The organism is Kitasatospora saccharophila, assembly GCF_039529925.1.
Taxonomy (GTDB): domain Bacteria; phylum Actinomycetota; class Actinomycetes; order Streptomycetales; family Streptomycetaceae; genus Kitasatospora; species Kitasatospora saccharophila.
In genome coordinates this window covers 64,892-81,906 of sequence record NZ_BAAANS010000010.1, presented here as the reverse complement: position 1 = coordinate 81,906, position 17,015 = coordinate 64,892, and the positions used below count along the sequence as shown (strand labels likewise).

Here is a 17,015-nt window from a genome sequence, read left to right as displayed (position 1 = left end):
GACGATGGACCCGATTCTGCTGGGATCGCTGGCGGCGATGGCCACAGGCGCGGGCGGAGAACTCGGCAAGCAGAGCTGGAACGCGCTGGTCGCCCTCGTCCGGCGCCCGTTCCAGCGCGCGGGACGCAGCAGCGGGGAAGCCGAACTGGCGGCCCTGGAAGCCGACCCGCAGAACGCCGAACTGGCCGTCCGGCTCGAACGGGTGCTGGACAACCGGGCCGCGGCGGACCCGGAGTTCGAAGTCGCGCTGGAGGACTGGCACGGCCAGGCCCGGGCGGCAGTGGCGGGCACCACTACCATCATCAACAACAACAACACGATGAGCGGCGGCCTGCACCAAGGCGTCACCCTCCAGGCCGGCACCGTCAACGGCGGCAACCACACCCACTACCACGGTGCGCAGCCCCGGGAATGACCTGGTCGCAGAACCGCAACGGGATCGGCGGCGGTTCGTTCCACAGTTCCGTCTACCAGGCCGGGACGATCAACCATGCCGGGACGATCAACTTCGCCGCCCCGCGCACCCCGCGCCCCGCGCTCGCCGGACTCCCGCCCGGCGCACGGCAGTTCGTCGGACGCGAAGCCGAATCCGCGCTGCTGGACGCCGCGTTGGCGCCGGGCGGCGGCACGGTGGTCGCCGTGGTCGGCCCGCCGGGCGTCGGCAAGACCGAACTGGTCGTGCAGGCCGCCCGGCGCACCGCCGGCCAGGTGCTCTTCGTCGACCTGGCCGGCTACGACCCCGAACGCCGCCTCGACCCCGCCGAAGCCCTCGACGGCTTCCTGCGCGCCCTCGGCCTGCCCCCCGAGGACGTCCCGCCCGCCCCCCAGGACAAGTCCCGCGCCTACCGCAGCCTGCTCGCCGAACCCGGCCCGCCCGTCCTGGTGGTGCTCGACAACGCGTTCAGCGCCGAACAGGTCGCCCCGCTGCTCCCCGGCGGCACCCGGGCGAGCACCCTGATCACCTCCCGGCACACCCTCGCCGTCGACGCCCGCCTCCTCGAACTCGCCGTCCTGGAACAGCCGTTCGCCGTCCGCCTGCTCGACTCCGTCCTGCGCACGGCCCGCCCCGAGGACGACCGGCTCACCCGACACCCCGCCGACGCCGCCGAGTTGGCCCACCTCTGCGAGGGCCTCCCGCTCGCCCTGCGGATCGCCGCCGCCCTGCTCGCCGACACCCCCACCCGCCCGCCGTCCTCCCTGGTCGCCGCCCTCCGCGACGAACGCACCCGCCTCCAGCGCCTGCGCCACCGCGAACTCGCCGTCCGCGCCGCCTTCGCCCTCTCCCACGCCCACCTGAGCCCCGACGCCGCACGGGTGTTCGCCCTCTTCGCCCTCAACCCCGGCCCGGACCTGGCCACTTCGACCGTCGCGGCAGCCGTCGAAGCGGACGAGCCGGACGCCGAAGAGCTGTTGGGAGAACTCGTCCAAGCCCACCTGGTGGAGGCCGGCGAACAGTGGGGCCGCTGGCGGATGCACGACCTGATGCGCCTGTTCGCCGCCGAACAGCAACCCGACCGGCAGGCGCAGGACCGCCTGCACGCCCACTACCTGGGCCTGCTGGACGGCCCGTGGCAGCCCGAGCGCCGCAACCTGGTCGCGCTGGCCGTCGCCGAACCGCCGCTCGGGCGTCCCGGAACGACGATGGAACTGGCTCTGCGCTTCACTGCGCTGATGGCGTTCGACGGTCATTACGACGACAGCCTGGCCCTACTGAACTCGGGGCTCGACCTGGCACGGAGACCGAAGGACCACGAGGCAGCGGCCTACCTGCTCGGTGTGCGCGGCACCTTGCTGTGCTACCTCGGGTACTACGGGAAGGCCGAGGCCGACCTCAGGAAGGCGGCCGATGTTGCTGCCCGTCTCGGCGATCGGACCGGAGAGGCGATGGCGCTGGTGTCGCTCGGGGGCCTGTTGAACGACTGCGAGCGGTATCACGAGGCCGAGCAGGCCCTCCAGCATGCGGAGGCGCTCGAAGAACCCGAACTGTTTTCGGGGATCGCGGATCAGATGGTCGCCGTGCTGAGTGGGAAGGGCAGACACGCGGACGTGCTGGCTGCCCTCCGCGGTATCGAGGAGGACTGCCGGGCGGTTGACGACGGGCCGGGTCTGGCGGAGGTGCTGCACCGTCAGTGGACTTGTCTCATGAGTCTCGGGCGTACACAGGAAGGCATGGTGGCGAGCGCGGAGAGCATCCGGCTCTATGCGGAGTCAGGTGACCGGCCAGGGCAGGTGATGGCCCTCTGCCAGTTGGGCGGGTACCTCGGTCGGACCGGCGAGGTCGATCGGGCGCTCGCCCTGCACCACGAGGCGATGGAGATCTGCCAGGAGAGCGGCAGCGACGGTCTCCTGGCGCACGTGAGGTCGGCTCTGGGAGAGACGCTGTGCAATGCGGGCCGGTACATCGAGGCGCTGGAGAACGCGGACAGGGCGGTCGAAGTGGCGCGGGCGTACGGTCACCCGCAGAGCGTGGCGATTGCCGTGCAGAACCGTGCGGCGACGCTCGTGTCGTCCGGTCGTGTCGAGGAGGGGTTGGAGGCCACTCGTACGGCCACTGCGATATTCCAGGAGCTGGGGGACGCTCCCCGCCTGGCCAGGGCCCTGCGGAACCAGGCGCGTGCACTGGACTGCTTGGGTCGCCACGAGGAGGCGGAGGCCGTTCTCGCACGGATCGCCGAGTGGTGAGGACCCCTATCCCGCGCCCCCTGGCGGCCGCCCGCTGCGCCGCCTAGGGTCACCTCCCGGAACGGTCGGTTCGAACCAGGAGGACCACGGATGAAGTACCGCGCGCTCGGGCGCAGTGGCGTCGAGGTGTCGGAGATCGGGTACGGGGCGTGGGGGATCGGGGCGTCCAGCTGGGTGGGGGCGCGGGAGGAGGACTCGCTGGCGGCGCTGCACCGGGCGATCGACCTCGGGGTCAACTTCGTTGACACGGCCCGGGGTTACGGGGAGAGCGAGCGGCTGGTCGGGCGGGTGGTGCGGGAGCGGGCGGCCAACGGCGAGCGGGTGCTGGTGGCGACCAAGGTGCCGCCGCTGAACGGGCAGTGGCCGGCCCGGCGCGGGGTCGACCCGGTGGAGACCTTCCCCGGCGCGCACATCCGGGCGAGCCTGGAGACCTCGCTGGCCGCCAGCGGCCTGGAGCGCTTCGACCTGCTGCAGTTCCACGTGTGGAGCGACGAGTGGCTGGGGCGCGGCGACTGGCTGGAGACCGTCCGGGAGCTGAAGCGGGAGGGCCTGATCGGCCTGTTCGGCGTCTCGATCAACGACCACGAGCCGCACACCGCCGTCGAGTTGGTGCGCAGCGGCGAGGTGGACGCGGTCCAGGTGATCTTCAACGTGTTCGACCAGTCGCCGCTGGACGAGCTGTTCCCGGCCTGCCAGGAGCACGGCGTCGGGGTGGTCGTCCGGGTCGCGCTGGACGAGGGCGGCCTGACCGGCCGGATCACCGCCGACACCACCTTCCCGGAGGGCGACTTCCGGCGCCGGTACTTCCGCGGCGACCGGCCCGCCCAGGTGGCCCGCCGGGTCGCCGCGCTCACCGCCGACCTGGGCATCGCCGAGGAGCAGCTCGCCGAGACCGCGCTGCGGTTCGTGCTCGGCGCGCCCGCCGTGTCGACGGTCATCCCGGGCATGCGCTCGGTGCGCAACGTCGAGCGCAACGCGGCGGTCGGCGACGGCGTCCCGCTGGCGGAGGAGCGGCTGAAGGTGCTGGCCGGGCACCGCTGGGAGCGCAACTTCTACTCCTGATCCCTCCGCGCCGGGTGTCGGCGGGTGCGGTTGTCGGGGGTCGGTGGCAGGCTGGGACGCATGTGCGGCCGTTTCGTCTCCACCACCCCCTCCGCCGAGCTGGTCCCGCTGCTCGGCGTGACCAGCTGGGAGCCAACCGAGGCGCTGGCGCCGAGCTGGAACGTCGCCCCGACCGACCCGGTCTCCGCCGTGCTGGAGCGGGTGGACGCCGAAACCGGCGAGGTGGAGCGCCAACTGCGGTTGCTGCGCTGGGGGTTGGTGCCGTCCTGGGCGAAGGACCGCTCGGGCGCGGCCCGACTGATCAACGCCCGCTCGGAGACCGCCGACCAGAAGCCCTCGTTCCGCCGGGCGTTCGCCAAGCGGCGCTGCGTGATCCCGGCCGACGGCTACTACGAGTGGCGCCCGGTGCCCGCCGCCGACGGCCGCAAGGCGTACAAGCAGCCGTACTTCCTCGCCACCGGCGAGGTGATGCTGATGGCCGGCCTGTACGAGTTCTGGCGGGACGCGAGCGTCCCGGAGGACGACCCGGCGGCCTGGCTGGCCACCGCGACGATCCTCACCACCGACGCCACCGACCGGGCGGGGCGGGTGCACGACCGGATGCCGATGCTGGTCACCCGCGCGGAACTCGCCGACTGGCTCGACCCGGCGAACACCGACCGGGCCGACCTGCACGGACTGCTGCACCGCCCGGCCGACGGCGACCTGCTGGTCCGGGCCGTCCCGACGGCCGTCAACCGGGTCTCCGCGAACGGGCCCGAACTGCTCGCCGACGCCCCCGACCCGCTGGGCCTGACCGGCTGACGACCCGTCCCGCCAGGCGAACCGACGAACGGTCAGGAATCCCCGTCGGTGCTGCCGGAGCTTCCGGAGACCAGCCGCCGGTTCCGGTTCCGGTGCGCCCAGCGGGCCACCCGGCCCGCGCCGAGGGTGACCCGGGCGACGCCCCGCACCCAGCCGGGGCCGCCGCGCTCGGCCCACACCACGCAGCCGCACCCGCCGAGCACCAGCAGCAGGACGACGATCAGCACCGCACCGACCACGGGGAACCACCTTTCGGGTACGACGGCCGTACCGACCGATCATCGCAGCTCGCCCGCCCGAACCGGCCCGAACCCGCCCGAGCGCCCCGAACCTGCCCGAGCGCCCCGAGCCTGCCCGATCGGCCAGGGGCCGACCCCTCCGAACCTGCCCGATCGGCCCGGGACTTGACAGCCGCCCCGCCCGCGCGCTCCGATGGGGTACGTATGACCGACTCCTCCCGTGACCCCGCGTTCGACGCCCTCCAGGGCCTCTCTGTCGGCGACGCGCTCGGCGCCCAGTTCTTCGTGCCCGCCACCGCCCGCACCCACCTCGACGCCCGCACCGAACCGCCCGGCCCGTGGCCGTGGACCGACGACACCGAGATGGCCTGCTCGGTGTACGCCGCCCTGCGCGAGCGCGGCAGCATCGACACCTTCGATCTCACCCACGCCTTCGCCCGCCGGCACGACTTCGACCGGGGCTACGGCCCGGCCGCCAACCGGATGCTCCGGCTGATCCGGGAGGGCGGCGACGCCCGCCGACTGGCCGCCGAACTCTTCGACGGCCAGGGCTCGTTCGGCAACGGCGCGGCGATGCGGGTGGCCCCGCTCGGCGCCGGCCACGCCGCCGACCCGGCCGCCGCCGTCCGCCCGGCCGCCGACACCGCCGTCACCACGCACACCCACCCGCAGGCCGTGGACGGCGCGATCGCGGTGGCCGTCGCCGCCGCCCTCGCCGTCCGGGCCCGCACCGAACCCACCACGCCGGCGGGCTACTTGCGGGCCGTCGCCGACCTGACCCCGGCCGGCCCCGTCCGCCGGGGCCTGACCGAGGCCGCCGGACTCACCGACCGCTCCGACCCGGGCGCGGCGGCCGCCGTGCTCGGCAACGGCAGCCGCACCAGCGCCGCCGACACCGTCCCGTACGCGCTGTGGTGCGCCGCCCACTGGCTCACCGACTACCCGGCCGCGGTGTGGGCCGCGATCGGCGCGGGCGGCGACGTCGACACGGTCGCCGCGATCACCGGCGGCGTGGTCGCCGCCCGCACCGGCGGCGCGGGCATCCCCGCGCACTGGCTGGCCGCCCGCGAACCGCTGCCCGACTGGACGTTCCCGCCGCCGCTGGGCCCCGCCCCCGCCGGCCTCGCCCCGATGAGCCTGCCGCGCCCCCACCCCGTCCCGGACCTGCGCTGGTCCGACCGGCAGTGGCACCGCTACCGCCGCGGCCTGCGCACCGACCACTGGCTCACCCGGACCGCCGAGGGGACCCTGCACCTGCACCGCGCCGACACCGGCCGCGAACTCTGGGCGCTGGACTTCGCCCCCGCCCCCGCCGGCCACTGGCGCCCGGTCGCCGTCCGCACCGAGGCCCACCCCGCCCACCGGGCCGGCCCCGAGCACCTGATCGACGTCCTGCTGGAGATCGAGGGCCGGGAGGGCCCCGCCGGAGACCCGGCGAACGGCGTTCCCCCGCAAGCGCGTTCCGTCGGCTGAGCACCGGGGCCGCGGTGTCGCAGGGCTCTGGCACCATCGCGCCATGGACTACCAACGACGGTTCCGGCAGGCGGCGATCGAGCGGGGCCTGCCGCCGGACGAGATCGGCGAGTTCGCCGAGTTGCTGCGCTTCGAGATCCGGACGGGCCCGCGCTTCGACGGCGTCCCGGTCGGGCAGTTCCGCGGGCTGCCCCGGCTGGCGGTGGGCACGCGGTGGCCGTCCACCGAGTGGGCGCCACTGCCGTTCGTCACCTCGTACGACTGCGCGGCGCTGCCCCGGGTCGACGGCCTCGCCCTGCCCGCGGACGGGTCGCTGCTCTTCTTCCTGGACCACGAGCCGGCGTACGAGGCGAGCTCCTGGTCCGACGACGAGGCCACCAACATCGCCGAGGAGCAGAAGCACGCGCGGGTCGTGTACGTGCCGGCCGGAGCCGGGACCGTGGTGGTGGAGGAACCCGAGGACGCCGAACCCGTCGGGACCACCGAGGCCCCCTTCACCGCGGAGCGGACCGAGCTCTTCGCCACCGTGGTGCCGGTCCTGCCCTGGTCCGGGCACGAGCCCCGGGTGTCGGACAGCCAGGAGTACGAGGAGTGCGCCCTGCCGCACAAGGAGGAGCTCCGCGCCCTGGTCGCGGAGCTCTGGCCGACGCCCGGAGGCTTCTCCTACCTGACCGTCGGCGGATACACCAGGGACGCCGGCTCCCCGGAGGGCACCCCGGAGCAGAGGCTGGGCGTGGACCGGCGCGAGTGGACGCAGCTCGCCCGGTTCAGCAGGCAGGACGGGCTCTACGAGACGTCTTTCATGATCCGCAACGACCACCTCGCCGCCCGCAGGTTCGACGAGGCCCTCTCCTTCACGTCGTTCACCGAGTAGCCGCACCGACCGACCGGTCACGACCGGCGGCGGCGCCGCATAGGCTGGGGCGATGGTGATCGACACGGTGCTCTTCGACCTCGACGGCACGCTGATGGACCACGACGCGGCGGCCGAGGCGGCCGTCCTGGCCGGGGTCGCGGCGGAACTGTCCGGGCCCGCCCCCGACGGCGAACCCGCCACCGTCCCAACGGACTTCGACCGGGACGAGGTGCTGCGGTTCTGGCGCCGGATCGAGCGCACCGAGTACGACCGCTACCTGGCGGGCGAGTTGACCGTCCAGGAGCAGCGCCGCACCCGGGCGCTCGCGCTGGCCGCGTACCTCGGCCTCGGCCGGTGGTCCGCCGAACGGGCCGACGACTGGTTCGCCGGCTACCTGCGGCGCTACCGCGAGTCCTGGCGGGCCTACCCCGAAGTGACCGACACGATAAGGGAGTTGGGTGTCTCCCGGCGGCTCGGCGTGATCACCAACGGCGAGGGCGGCACCCAGCGCGACAAACTGCGCGCCATCGGCCTGGCCGCCCTCGCCCCGCACACCACCGCCTCGGGCGAGGCGGGCCGCGCCAAGCCCGACCCGGAGATCTTCCACCTGGCCTGCCGCGCCCTCGGCACCGCCCCCGAACGCACCGCGTACGTCGGCGACCGCCTCGACCTGGACGCCCGCGCCGCCACCGCCGCCGGACTGCTCGGCATCTGGCTCGACCGCCCGTCCGCCCCGGGCGCCGAACCGCCCGCCGAACTCCCCGCCGACGTCCCCCGGGTGCGCTCCCTCGCCGAACTCCCTGCCCTGCTCCGCGAGGGCTGAACCGTCCGGTCGCGGCGGTCGCTCATGCGTCCTCGCCGGTCGGCGTCAGTTCCGGCGCCACAGCCGGGAGAACCAGGACCCGGCCTCCCCGCCCGCCCTCGCGGCCCCGCTCGCCTTCGCCGTCTTCGCATCCGCCGCGCACGAGCAGCGCTGCGCCTTCGGGACTCCGGTCAGGACCTGTTCGACGTGCATGCCGCACCCGGCGAAACTCGGCTTGCCGCAGGACTTGCAGCTGACGCGACGACACATGGTGGTGGTTCCTTCCGATCGGAGAACGGGGACGGGGGAGGCCCCGGGGGTGTCCAAGGGCCCGGGCGGGTGGCCGTTCGGCCGGTCAGTCGCCCAGCGAGGCGAGCGCCGCGCGCAGGCGGACGGCCGCCTCGTCCGCGACCTCGGCGAGCTCGGGCCGTCCGGTGAACCGCACCATCAACTGCGGGTCCATGGCCTCGACCAGGACGCCCTCGGGGACGGCGCGCAGCACCACGTTGCAGGGCAGCAGCAGGCCGATCCGGCGGTCGGCCTCCAGGGCGCGGTGGGCGATCGGGGGGTTGCAGGCGCCGAGGACCAGGTAGTCCTCCAGTTCGACGCCGAGCTTGGCGCGCAGGGTGGCCGTCAGGTCGATCTCGGTGAGCACGCCGAAGCCCTGCCCGGCCAGGGCCGCGCGGACCCGGTCGGCGGCCTCCGCGAAGGGGGTGCCGGTCAGCGTGGCGGTGATGCCGTTCGCCATGTCGTCGAACCTCTCTCGTTCATACCCCCCTGGGTATTCAACCGTACGTCCGGTGCAACCCGGCCGCCCGCAGGCGCATTCCCCGGCGCGGCGCGACCCGCTGTGATCCGCGCCCCACCCGCGTCCCGTCCGCGCCCCTGTCCCTGTCCCCGTCCCTGTTTGTCCCCGTCCCCGTTCCGCTCAGCCGCCGTAGCGGTGCCGCAGGTGGGGGTCGTCCAGCCACCACGGCCGGTCCCCGGCGGGTTCCGCCGCCCCGGCGCCCCCGTCCGTCCCCGCCGTCCCGACCGGCACCGCCGATGCCTTCACCTCCGCCGCCGCGTCCAGGGCCGCGTCGACCGCCGCCGTCTCGGCCCGCCCGGTGACGATCAACTGCCGGACCAGCGCGCACAGGAAGGGCAGGCCGACCAGGTCGCCGAGGATCCAGATCGCGTTGCCGCCGACGAACTGGTCCCGGGCGGGCGTCGGCCCCCAGGTGCGGCCCAGCTCCGCGTAGTACGGCTCGGCGACCACGTGGCCGCCGTACAGCAGGACGAGCGCCAGGGCCGCGTCGAAGACCACCTCGACGAAGGTGATCACCACGCCGATCAGCAGCGGGTACTCGTGCGCGACCGGGTCCAGCTGCAGCCGCGGCCAGAAGTAGAGCAGGCCCAGCAGCACCAGCACCAGGTGGAAGCCGGTGTTCCAGAGCGGGTCGGTCAGGGTGTGCGCGTACCAGGGCGTGAAGTACAGCAGCCAGGGCGGCGCCACCAGCAGCACGGTCGACACCAGCGGGAACATCAGCACCCGCGAGACCCGGCCGGACAGCGCCGCGCGCAGCCGTTCCCGGCCCTCCTCCGGCAGCGCGGCGGCCAGCAGCGAGACCGGCGCGCCGAGCGCCAGCAGCATCGGGACCAGCATCAGCAGCAGCACCAGCTGCACCGCCCGGTCGGTGAACAGCACCCGCTCGTACACGCCCAGGCCCGAGCAGGTGGTCCAGACCCAGACCGCCAGCCCGCCCAGGAACGCCGCGCCGCGGTACCAGGGCCAGCGGCCGCCCCTGCCCGCGCGGTACCGGCGCGCCCCCAGCAGGTAGCCGGCCGCGAGCACGGCGGACAGCGCGGCGACCGCCGGTTCCAGGGTCCAGGTGTCGGCCAGCGCCGACCAGTGCCAGGGCGCGACGGCCGCGGGATGGGTCATGCCGGCGGATCTCCTTCGAACGGGCCCGGCCCCGGCCGGGCGTCGGCGCAGGGACGGACGCGGGCCGCGGGACCGGCCCCGGCGTCTACACCGCTGTAGAATCTACCGACCGGGAGAGCCCGGGGGGAAACCGCCCCGTGCGGCACCACCCCGAGCGGTGGCGGCCGCGCCCCCGGCGCCGGCGGCAGGGCCGTGGCGGGGCTCAGGCGCCGCGGGGCTCAGGCGAGGGCGTGCAGGCCCAGGGCGAGCAGGACCGCGGCGGTGGCGCGGGTGGTCCACGGCCGGGGGCGGGGGGCGGTGCGGGCCAGCAGGACGGTCCAGCCGAGCAGCCAGGCGGCGAGCAGCGCGGCGTGCGCGGCGGCGAGGGTGAGGACCTGGGCGGGCAGCGGGCGGGCGGGGTCGAGGAACTGGGGGACCACGGTGAGGTAGATGGAGGCGGCCTTGGGGTTGAGGACGTTGGCCAGCAGGGCCTGGACGAGGGCGGGGCTGTCGTGGCGCGGGCGGCGGGCCGGAGGGCGGCCGGCGGAGCGCCAGGTCCAGGCGGCGAGGCCGATCAGGTAGGCCCCGCCGGCGATCCGGACGGCGGTGAGGGCGCCGGGGTGGTGGGCGGTGAGGCCGGCCAGCCCGGCGAGGGCGAGGCCGGCGTGGACGGCCAGGCCGCTGACGGTGCCGAGCACCACGGGCAGTGCGCGGCGGCGGCCGTGCTCGGTGATCTGCCGGACCAGCAGGGCCAGGCTCGCGCCGGGGGTGGCGATCAGCGGGAGCAGCGCGAGCAGGAACCCGGCGACGGCACGGGAAGTGGCCATGGTGGGCGCCTCCTGGGCGGAGGCGGTCAGAGCACGACGCGGTAGTGCGTGGTGAGCCGCCGGTCGTCGTCCAGGACGTGGTAGGCGAGCGCGGGCGGCTGGTCGCGGCCGATGAAGTCCTCGGTCTCCCAGGGGAGTTGCAGCGTCCAGGTGACGGCGGGGCCGACGATCAGCGGCCGTCCGGCGAAGGTCGAGGCGGCGGCGGTGTGGGCGTGGCCGGTGAGGACGGCGACCACCTCGGGGTGGGCGTCGAGCAACTCGGCCAACTCCTCCGGCCGTTGCAGGCTGTACGCGTCGGGCAGCGGGTGGTGCAGGGCCACCGGCGGCTGGTGGAAGGCGAGCAACGCGGGCGTGCCGGGCGGGAGTTCGGTGAGCGTGCGGTCGATCCAGCCGAGCGTGGCGGGCTCCAGCAGGCCCTCGTCCCGGCCCGGGACGGTCGAGTCGATCATCAGGATCGCGGTGCCGCCGACCAGGTGCGCCCGGTTGGCCGGGGCGGTGCCGGGCTCCTCGCCGAGCAGGGCCTTGCGGTAGGCGGGCCGGGCGTCGTGGTTGCCCGGGCAGTACAGGACGGGAAAGGGGAGGCCGGCGAGCAGCTCGGCCGCCTCCCGGTACTCGTCCTCGGCGCCGTGGTCGGCGATGTCGCCGGTGACCAGCAGCGCGTCGACGGGCCGGAGCAGTCCGCGCAGGTGGCGCACGGTGCGTTCGGCGCGCTCGGTGGCGCGCTCGGTGCCGTCGAGGTGCAGGTCGCTGATCTGGGCCAGCAGCAGGGTCACGGGGGCTCCTTCGCCATCGTCCTAATGGTTGTCTTCCGCTTTGGCGTTAGGGACTTTAGGGTAGGGGTGATCCGCTCGGCAAGGGAGAATGTCCACCGGCGGCGGAGACGAGGAGCACCCGATGGCGAACCAGGACGACACGCAACAGCACTGGCCCGTGCTGGACTTGGTCGGCACCGTCCGGCACGACGGCAACGGCGGCGTGCTCGACGACCTGGCCGGGCCCGACGCCACGGCCGCCTGGCTGGCCGAGCACGCCGAACGCTTCACCGGCCCCGCCGAACCGCCGGCCCCGGACGCCGACCTGCACGCCGAGGTGATCGCGCTGCGCCGCGCCGCCCGCGCCCTGTTCGCCCGGGCCGTCAGCCCCGGCCCGGCCAGCCGCGCCGACGCGCACCGCCTGATGCCCGTCGACGAGGCGCTGGCCCGGCTGAACGCCGCCGCCGCGCTCGACCCGGTCACCCCGCAACTCGACTGGCCCGCCGCCCCCGACGCCCCGCCCCTGGTCCGCCCGCTCTCCTCGACCCCCGACCCCCGGGCCCGCCTGCTCGCCGCCCTGGCCCGCGCCGTGATCGACTTCCTCTCCGGCCCCCAGCGCGAACACCTGAGAGCCTGCCAGGCCCCGCGCTGCGTCCGGTACTTCGTCAAGGCCCACGGCCGCCAGGAGTGGTGCAAGACCTCCTGCGGCAACCGCGCCCGGGTCGCCCGGCACTACGACCGCCAGCGCACCGGCGCGGAGACCTGAGCCGGTAGGGGCCCGGCCGACGGGGCCCGGACCCGGCGGAAGCCCGAGCCGGCGGGGGTCTACGCCTCGCGCAGGGCCGCCAGTGAGGCCACCGCCAGGGCGGCGGCCCGTTCGGTGGTCGGGCGGAACGGGGCGCCGGACTCCAGGGCGGTGACGGCGGCGTTCACCAGGCCCTGGAGCAGTTGGGCGGTGCGCAGCGGCGTCCGGTCGCCGAGGTCGGACAGGGCGCTGACCAGGGGGGACAGCAGCTTGCGGTGCGCCTCCCCGGCGGCCTCGCGGAGCGCCGCCGCGTCCCGGTCGCCGGCCAGCGCGCGGGCGATCCGGTGCTCGCCGTCGCGCACCAGTTCGCACTGGGCCCGCACGTACGCGGCGACCTGCTGCTCGGGGCCGTCGGCGGCGGCCATCGCGGTGGTGATCCGCTCGGTCCACACCGGGGTGGAGTCGTGCACGACGGCGGCCAGCAGCGCCGACCGGTCCGGGAAGTACTTGTACACGCTGTTGCGGGCCAGGCCGGTGCGCCGGGCGACGGCGGTGAAGGTCACGGCGGCGGCGTCGCCCTCGGACTCCAGCAGTTCGCGGGCGGCCGCGATCAGCGCCCGGTGCTGCTGGGCGCGGTGGTCGGCGACGGTGGCGGCACTGATCTTCGGCACCCGCCCAGTCTAGGAGGCCGCGGTGCCGCCCCGGCCACCCCCGGTTTGGGGACGTGGTGTCGCCATGCTCTATGTTGAGGACACCCCGTCCCCATCCTGGAAGGAGCACGGTGTACCTCGCCCTGCTCGAACTCAAGGCCGCCCGCGGCCGATTCCTGCTCATGGGCTGCGTCGTCCTGCTGGTCGCCGCCCTGGTCGGGATCGTCTCCGGGTTCACCACCGGCCTCGGCGACGACACGGTCTCCGCCCTGCGCCGCCTGCCCGCCACCCACCTGGCGTGCTCCCCGGACGCCAAGTCCGACCAGTTCGCCCGCAGCCTCGTCCCCGCCGGAACCCTCGACCGCTGGCGGCAGCAGCCCGGCGTCCGGGCCACCCCGCTCGGCGTCTCCATCACCCGCGGCACCACCGACCGGCACACCGAGGTCGACCTCGCCGCGTTCGGCGTCGAGCCCGGCTCCTTCCTCGACCCCGGCGCCGAGGACGGACGACCCCTCGGCGGCGACGGCCAGTTGGTGATCTCCCGCAAGCTCGCCGACGAGGGCGTCCGGATCGGCGACACCCTCACCGTCGACCGCCTCGGCATCGTCCTGGAGGTCACCGGCATCACCGCCCGCTCCTCCTACGGCCACGTCCCCGCCGGGTACGTCACCACCGCCACCTGGCAGCGGATCCGCTTCACCACCCCGGGCGCGGCCACCCCCGCCGCCGAACTCCCCCAGCAGTACAGCGCGATCGCGCTGCGCAGCACCGGCGGAGCCCGACTCGCGGACGCCGACCAGCAGTTCGGCACCCGGACGGTCACCCTCGACGCGGCCTACGCGGCCGCCCCCGGCTACACCGGCGAACGCGTCACCATGACCTCGATCCAGTTCTTCCTCTACCTGATCGCCCCGCTGGTGGTCGGCGCGTTCTTCGGCGTCTGGACGGTGCAGCGCCAGCCCGAACTCGCCCTGCTGCGCGCGATGGGCGCCTCCCGCCGCCGCCTGCTCGGCCACACCCTGACCCAGGCCGCCGCCGTCGTCCTCGGCGGCACCCTGGCGGGCGCCGCCCTCGCCTCCGCGGTCGGACTCCTGGTCGGCACCGAGGTCCCGTTCAGCCTCCCCGCGCCGGCCCTCACCGCCACCATGGGCACCGTCGCCCTCGCCGCCCTCGCCGGGGCCGCGCTCACCCTCCGCCGGGTCGCCAAGGCCGACCCGATGACCATGCTCGGAGCCGGACGATGACCGAACTGACCCTGCGCGGCGTGAGCGTCTCCCTCGGCCACGGCGACGCCCGCACCCCCGTTCTGCGCGCCGTCGACGCCGTCTGCGCCCCAGGCGTCCTGACCGCCCTGGTCGGCCCCTCCGGCTCCGGCAAGTCCACCCTGCTCGCCGTCGCGGGCGCCCTGCTGCGCCCCGACGAGGGCCGGGTGCTGCTCGGCGACACCGACCTGGCCGCCCTGAACGACACCGAACGGGCCCGGACCCGGCGCGAACGGATCGGCTACATGTTCCAGAGCGGCAACCTGCTCGGCGGCCTCACCGCCGTCGAGCAGCTCCTCGCCGCCGCCTCGGTGGCCGGCCGCCCCGCCCGGCGGCTGCGCGCCGCCGCGGAGTCCGCCCTCGCCGAAGTCGGCCTCGCCCACCGCCTGCACCACCGCGCCGACCGGCTCTCCGGCGGCGAGCGCCAACGCGTCGCCCTCGCCCGGGCCCTGTTCCTCGAACCCGACCTCCTGCTGATCGACGAACCCACCGCCGCCGTCGACCGCACCCAGGCCGCCGCCCTCACCACCCTCATCGCCACCACCGCCCGGCAGCGCGACTGCGCGGCCCTGGTGGCCACCCACGACCCGGTCGTGGTGGAGGCCGCCGGAGCGACCGTCGCGATGTAGGCCGACGAACGCCCCGACCGGGGCGCGGGAAGCCGCGCGCAGCGGTACGAGCACGCCGGCAGGATCGCGAAGCAGGACACGAACCTGCACCGCCCCGCGATCCTGCTGTGCGTCCACCCGCGCTACCGCAGGTTGTTGCGCTCCGCGGACCTCTCGCTGCGCGACGCGTCCAGCATCCCGACCCGCTCGACGACCTTCACCCGCTCGCGGCCCTCGGCCGCGCCGAGGGCCTTCTCGTGGGCGTCCAGGTGGTGCCAGCCCTCCCAGGTGGTGAAGTCGACGCCGCGGCCGCGCAGGAAGTCGACGACGGCGTCCTCGGACGGCTCGGCGGCGGGTCGCAGCAGGCCCGCCCCGTGGTCGGCGACCAGGCAGGCGACCGTCTCGTTGGCGTCGCCCTTGGTGTGGCCGATCAGGCCGACCGGGCCGCGCTTGACCCAGCCGGTGACGTACACCGAGGGCAGGTGGGCGCCGTTCTCCTGGACCCGGCCGGCCTCGTGCGGGACGGTCGAGCTGAGGGGGTCGAAGGGCAGCTTGGCGAGTTCGTCGGAGCGGTAGCCGACGGCCCGGTAGACGGCCTGGACGGGCCACTCGCGGAAGGTGCCGGTGCCCACCGTGTTGCCGGTGCCGTCGAGTTCGGTGCGCTCGGTGCGCAGCGCGACGACCTTGCCGTCCGCGCCGAGCACCTCGACCGGGTTCTCGAAGAAGTGCAGGTGGATGCGGTGCGGCCGGTCGCCGACGTCGCGGATGGCCCAGTTCTCCAGCGTGGAGGCGACCATGTCGGCCTGCTTGTTGGCGCGCCGGGTGGCGATCGAGGCCTCGTCGTAGTCGATGTCCTCGGGGTCGACGATGACCTCGATGGTGGGGGAGTGGTCGAGCTCGCGCAGTTCCATCGGGGAGAACTTGGCCTGCGCGGGGCCGCGCCGCCCGAACACGTGCACCTCGACGGCCCGGTTCGCGGCCAGGCCCTGGTACACGTTCGGCGGGATCTCGGTGGGCAGCAGCTCGTCCGCGGTCTTGGCGAGCACCCGGGCGACGTCGAGCGCGACGTTGCCGACGCCGAGGACGGCGACCTGCTCGGCCTCCAGCGGCCAGCTGCGCGGGACCTCGGGGTGGCCGTCGTACCAGGAGACGAAGTCGGCGGCGCCGTACGAGCCGTCCAGCTCGATGCCGGGGATGTCCATGTCGCGGTCGGCCTCGGCGCCGGTGGCGAAGACCAGGGCGTCGTAGAAGCGGTGGAGCTCGTCGAGCGAGAGGTCGCCGGGGTAGTCGACGTTGCCGAGCAGGCGGACCTGGGGCTTGTCGAGGACCTGGTGCAGGGCGGTGATGATGCCCTTGATCCGGGGGTGGTCGGGCGCGACGCCGTAGCGGATCAGGCCGAAGGGGGCGGGCAGGCGCTCGATCAGGTCGATCGAGACGCCGGGGGCGGCGGCCAGTTCGGACTTCAGCAGCGCGTCGGCGGCGTAGATCCCGGCGGGGCCGGAACCGACGATGGCCACCCGGACGGGGCGGGGCATGGGCAGGTACTCCTGTTCGACTCGGGGCGCGTACCGCCCAGCCTGACGGCCGCCGGACGCGCCCGGTACCGGGCTCCGGCTTATGCCGTCATAAGCCGGAGCTATGGCCCCCCAAAGTTCCGCCTATGCGGAGACCCCGTGCCCTCCAGCATGCACCAGCCCGCGCCGAACCCCTCCCGGCCCCCGCCCCGGACTGCCGGGAGCGGGGCGGGGCGGGTCGGGAGGGGCCGGGGGCGGGGCCGGGAGGGGCGGGGGCTCAGACCTGCAGCGGCACCGGGTGCACCTCGTCCGCCGGGTGCCCGGTGCGCTCGTGCACGCGCTGCACGGCCTCCCGGGACGGGGCGGAGGACAGGCAGTACACGGTGCCCGAGTCCGGGTCGGCCCAGGCCTGCCGGAACTCGACGCCCTCGGCGCCCTGCGCCGCGAGGTCCGCCTCGTGCGCGGCCTTCAACTGCTCGGCGGTGATGCCCGCCATCCCGTGGTGGACGTCCATGAACATCGCCATGGCGGCTCAACTCCTCGGCCGGGAGCCCTCCGTGCGGAGGGCTATTCCCTTCCACGGTGCGCCGCCGACGTGAAGCAGGCCACAGGGCACGTCCTTGCGGCCGGACCGCCCGCGCGTGCAAGAATGTGGGTGCAGTAGCAGTGACGTTCAGCGCACTCCGGGGTCGGTGAAAATCCGAACCGGCGGTTACAGTCCGCGACCCGTCCGCAGCCAGCGGCCGGTTGACCAGGTGAAATTCCTGGACCGACGGTTAAAGTCCGGATGGGAGGCGTGCGCGGCGGACGAAGCGTGTCAGCACCGCGGCCCACCC

General features: G+C 74.7%; 18 protein-coding genes, 1 pseudogene and 1 riboswitch. Of the genes and pseudogenes, 10 read left to right on the top strand and 9 right to left on the bottom strand.

Going from position 1 to position 17,015, the window contains the following annotated elements; all coding sequences use genetic code 11:
* Positions 1-4 precede the first annotated feature (4 nt).
* The 4 genes from ABD345_RS09945 (at position 5) to ABD345_RS09930 (ending at position 4,548) form a co-directional block, all read left to right on the top strand.
* Positions 5-415: a hypothetical protein gene (locus tag ABD345_RS09945; RefSeq protein ID WP_344551584.1), complete on the top strand. Its 411-nt coding sequence runs from the start codon at positions 5-7 to the stop codon at positions 413-415.
* On the top strand, positions 412-2,682 hold the full coding sequence (locus tag ABD345_RS09940; RefSeq protein ID WP_344551583.1) for a tetratricopeptide repeat protein: 2,271 nt from the start codon (positions 412-414) through the stop codon (positions 2,680-2,682). Before ABD345_RS09945 ends, ABD345_RS09940 begins: the two co-directional genes overlap by 4 nt.
* A gap of 90 nt (positions 2,683-2,772) precedes the next feature.
* Positions 2,773-3,744 (top strand): aldo/keto reductase, encoded by a 972-nt coding sequence (locus tag ABD345_RS09935; protein ID WP_344551582.1) that lies wholly within the window; start codon positions 2,773-2,775, stop codon positions 3,742-3,744.
* Between the two features lie 60 nt (positions 3,745-3,804).
* Positions 3,805-4,548, top strand: a complete 744-nt coding sequence (locus ABD345_RS09930; RefSeq protein ID WP_344551581.1) for an SOS response-associated peptidase — start codon at positions 3,805-3,807, stop codon at positions 4,546-4,548.
* A 32-nt stretch (positions 4,549-4,580) separates the two neighbouring features.
* Here the strand turns inward: ABD345_RS09930 and ABD345_RS09925 are convergent, their stop codons facing one another.
* The gene (locus tag ABD345_RS09925) at positions 4,581-4,787 is read right to left on the bottom strand and encodes a hypothetical protein (RefSeq protein ID WP_344551580.1); all 207 of its coding nucleotides are present in this window, start codon (positions 4,785-4,787) and stop codon (positions 4,581-4,583) included.
* A gap of 204 nt (positions 4,788-4,991) precedes the next feature.
* Here ABD345_RS09925 and ABD345_RS09920 point away from each other — a divergent pair.
* The 3 genes and pseudogenes from ABD345_RS09920 to ABD345_RS09910 all read left to right on the top strand — a co-directional run.
* A pseudogene (locus tag ABD345_RS09920) lies at positions 4,992-5,873 on the top strand (ADP-ribosylglycohydrolase family protein); the annotation flags it as partial.
* Between the two features lie 430 nt (positions 5,874-6,303).
* Positions 6,304-7,134 (top strand): DUF1963 domain-containing protein, encoded by an 831-nt coding sequence (locus ABD345_RS09915; protein ID WP_344551579.1) that lies wholly within the window; start codon positions 6,304-6,306, stop codon positions 7,132-7,134.
* Between the two features lie 52 nt (positions 7,135-7,186).
* Positions 7,187-7,939 carry an HAD family hydrolase gene (locus ABD345_RS09910; RefSeq protein ID WP_344551578.1) on the top strand — a complete coding sequence of 251 codons (753 nt, stop codon included), beginning with the start codon at positions 7,187-7,189 and terminating at the stop codon, positions 7,937-7,939.
* A 45-nt stretch (positions 7,940-7,984) separates the two neighbouring features.
* On the opposite strand, the gene ABD345_RS09905 is transcribed toward ABD345_RS09910, so the two are convergent.
* The 5 genes from ABD345_RS09905 to ABD345_RS09885 all read right to left on the bottom strand — a co-directional run bounded on the left by ABD345_RS09905 (position 7,985) and on the right by ABD345_RS09885 (position 11,415).
* Positions 7,985-8,188 carry a hypothetical protein gene (locus ABD345_RS09905; RefSeq protein ID WP_344551577.1) on the bottom strand — a complete coding sequence of 68 codons (204 nt, stop codon included), beginning with the start codon at positions 8,186-8,188 and terminating at the stop codon, positions 7,985-7,987.
* 85 nt (positions 8,189-8,273) lie between these two features.
* Complete coding sequence (locus ABD345_RS09900) at positions 8,274-8,666, bottom strand: DUF302 domain-containing protein (RefSeq protein ID WP_344551576.1); 393 nt, start codon at positions 8,664-8,666, stop codon at positions 8,274-8,276.
* A 180-nt stretch (positions 8,667-8,846) separates the two neighbouring features.
* The gene (locus tag ABD345_RS09895; RefSeq protein ID WP_344551575.1) at positions 8,847-9,842 is read right to left on the bottom strand and encodes a cytochrome c oxidase assembly protein; all 996 of its coding nucleotides are present in this window, start codon (positions 9,840-9,842) and stop codon (positions 8,847-8,849) included.
* 218 nt (positions 9,843-10,060) lie between these two features.
* Positions 10,061-10,648 carry a LysE family translocator gene (locus ABD345_RS09890; RefSeq protein ID WP_344551574.1) on the bottom strand — a complete coding sequence of 196 codons (588 nt, stop codon included), beginning with the start codon at positions 10,646-10,648 and terminating at the stop codon, positions 10,061-10,063.
* A 26-nt stretch (positions 10,649-10,674) separates the two neighbouring features.
* Complete coding sequence (locus ABD345_RS09885) at positions 10,675-11,415, bottom strand: metallophosphoesterase (protein ID WP_344551663.1); 741 nt, start codon at positions 11,413-11,415, stop codon at positions 10,675-10,677.
* A 127-nt stretch (positions 11,416-11,542) separates the two neighbouring features.
* On the opposite strand from ABD345_RS09885, the gene ABD345_RS09880 reads away from it, so the two are divergent.
* Positions 11,543-12,166, top strand: a complete 624-nt coding sequence (locus tag ABD345_RS09880; protein ID WP_344551573.1) for a CGNR zinc finger domain-containing protein — start codon at positions 11,543-11,545, stop codon at positions 12,164-12,166.
* Between the two features lie 59 nt (positions 12,167-12,225).
* Here the strand turns inward: ABD345_RS09880 and ABD345_RS09875 are convergent, their stop codons facing one another.
* A complete protein-coding gene (locus ABD345_RS09875; protein ID WP_344551572.1) occupies positions 12,226-12,816 on the bottom strand; it encodes a TetR/AcrR family transcriptional regulator in 591 nt (196 codons plus the stop codon).
* A 110-nt stretch (positions 12,817-12,926) separates the two neighbouring features.
* On the opposite strand from ABD345_RS09875, the gene ABD345_RS09870 reads away from it, so the two are divergent.
* Complete coding sequence (locus ABD345_RS09870; protein WP_344551571.1) at positions 12,927-14,039, top strand: ABC transporter permease; 1,113 nt, start codon at positions 12,927-12,929, stop codon at positions 14,037-14,039.
* Complete coding sequence (locus ABD345_RS09865; protein WP_344551570.1) at positions 14,036-14,686, top strand: ABC transporter ATP-binding protein; 651 nt, start codon at positions 14,036-14,038, stop codon at positions 14,684-14,686. The genes ABD345_RS09870 and ABD345_RS09865 overlap by 4 nt, the downstream gene beginning before the upstream one ends.
* Before the next feature lie 122 nt (positions 14,687-14,808).
* Here ABD345_RS09865 and ABD345_RS09860 read toward each other — a convergent pair whose 3' ends face one another.
* Positions 14,809-16,200, bottom strand: coding sequence for an FAD-dependent oxidoreductase (locus ABD345_RS09860; RefSeq protein WP_344551569.1), 1,392 nt, complete (start codon positions 16,198-16,200; stop codon positions 14,809-14,811).
* A 256-nt stretch (positions 16,201-16,456) separates the two neighbouring features.
* Entirely contained in the window at positions 16,457-16,705 is a 249-nt protein-coding gene (locus ABD345_RS09855; protein WP_344551568.1) for an SCO4226 family nickel-binding protein, read from the bottom strand.
* Positions 16,706-16,854: 149 nt separating this feature from the next.
* Positions 16,855-16,982: riboswitch (FMN riboswitch) on the top strand.
* Positions 16,983-17,015 lie beyond the last annotated feature (33 nt).

Coding starts and splice junctions, on each gene's coding strand:
- ABD345_RS09945 (WP_344551584.1), top strand. CDS start 5: ATGGACCCGATTCTGCTGGGATCGCTGGCGGCGATGGCCACAGGCGCG.
- ABD345_RS09940 (WP_344551583.1), top strand. CDS start 412: ATGACCTGGTCGCAGAACCGCAACGGGATCGGCGGCGGTTCGTTCCAC.
- ABD345_RS09935 (WP_344551582.1), top strand. CDS start 2,773: ATGAAGTACCGCGCGCTCGGGCGCAGTGGCGTCGAGGTGTCGGAGATC.
- ABD345_RS09930 (WP_344551581.1), top strand. CDS start 3,805: ATGTGCGGCCGTTTCGTCTCCACCACCCCCTCCGCCGAGCTGGTCCCG.
- ABD345_RS09915 (WP_344551579.1), top strand. CDS start 6,304: ATGGACTACCAACGACGGTTCCGGCAGGCGGCGATCGAGCGGGGCCTG.
- ABD345_RS09910 (WP_344551578.1), top strand. CDS start 7,187: ATGGTGATCGACACGGTGCTCTTCGACCTCGACGGCACGCTGATGGAC.
- ABD345_RS09905 (WP_344551577.1), bottom strand. CDS start 8,188: ATGTGTCGTCGCGTCAGCTGCAAGTCCTGCGGCAAGCCGAGTTTCGCC.
- ABD345_RS09900 (WP_344551576.1), bottom strand. CDS start 8,666: ATGGCGAACGGCATCACCGCCACGCTGACCGGCACCCCCTTCGCGGAG.
- ABD345_RS09895 (WP_344551575.1), bottom strand. CDS start 9,842: ATGACCCATCCCGCGGCCGTCGCGCCCTGGCACTGGTCGGCGCTGGCC.
- ABD345_RS09890 (WP_344551574.1), bottom strand. CDS start 10,648: ATGGCCACTTCCCGTGCCGTCGCCGGGTTCCTGCTCGCGCTGCTCCCG.
- ABD345_RS09880 (WP_344551573.1), top strand. CDS start 11,543: ATGGCGAACCAGGACGACACGCAACAGCACTGGCCCGTGCTGGACTTG.
- ABD345_RS09865 (WP_344551570.1), top strand. CDS start 14,036: ATGACCGAACTGACCCTGCGCGGCGTGAGCGTCTCCCTCGGCCACGGC.
- ABD345_RS09860 (WP_344551569.1), bottom strand. CDS start 16,200: ATGCCCCGCCCCGTCCGGGTGGCCATCGTCGGTTCCGGCCCCGCCGGG.
- ABD345_RS09855 (WP_344551568.1), bottom strand. CDS start 16,705: ATGGCGATGTTCATGGACGTCCACCACGGGATGGCGGGCATCACCGCC.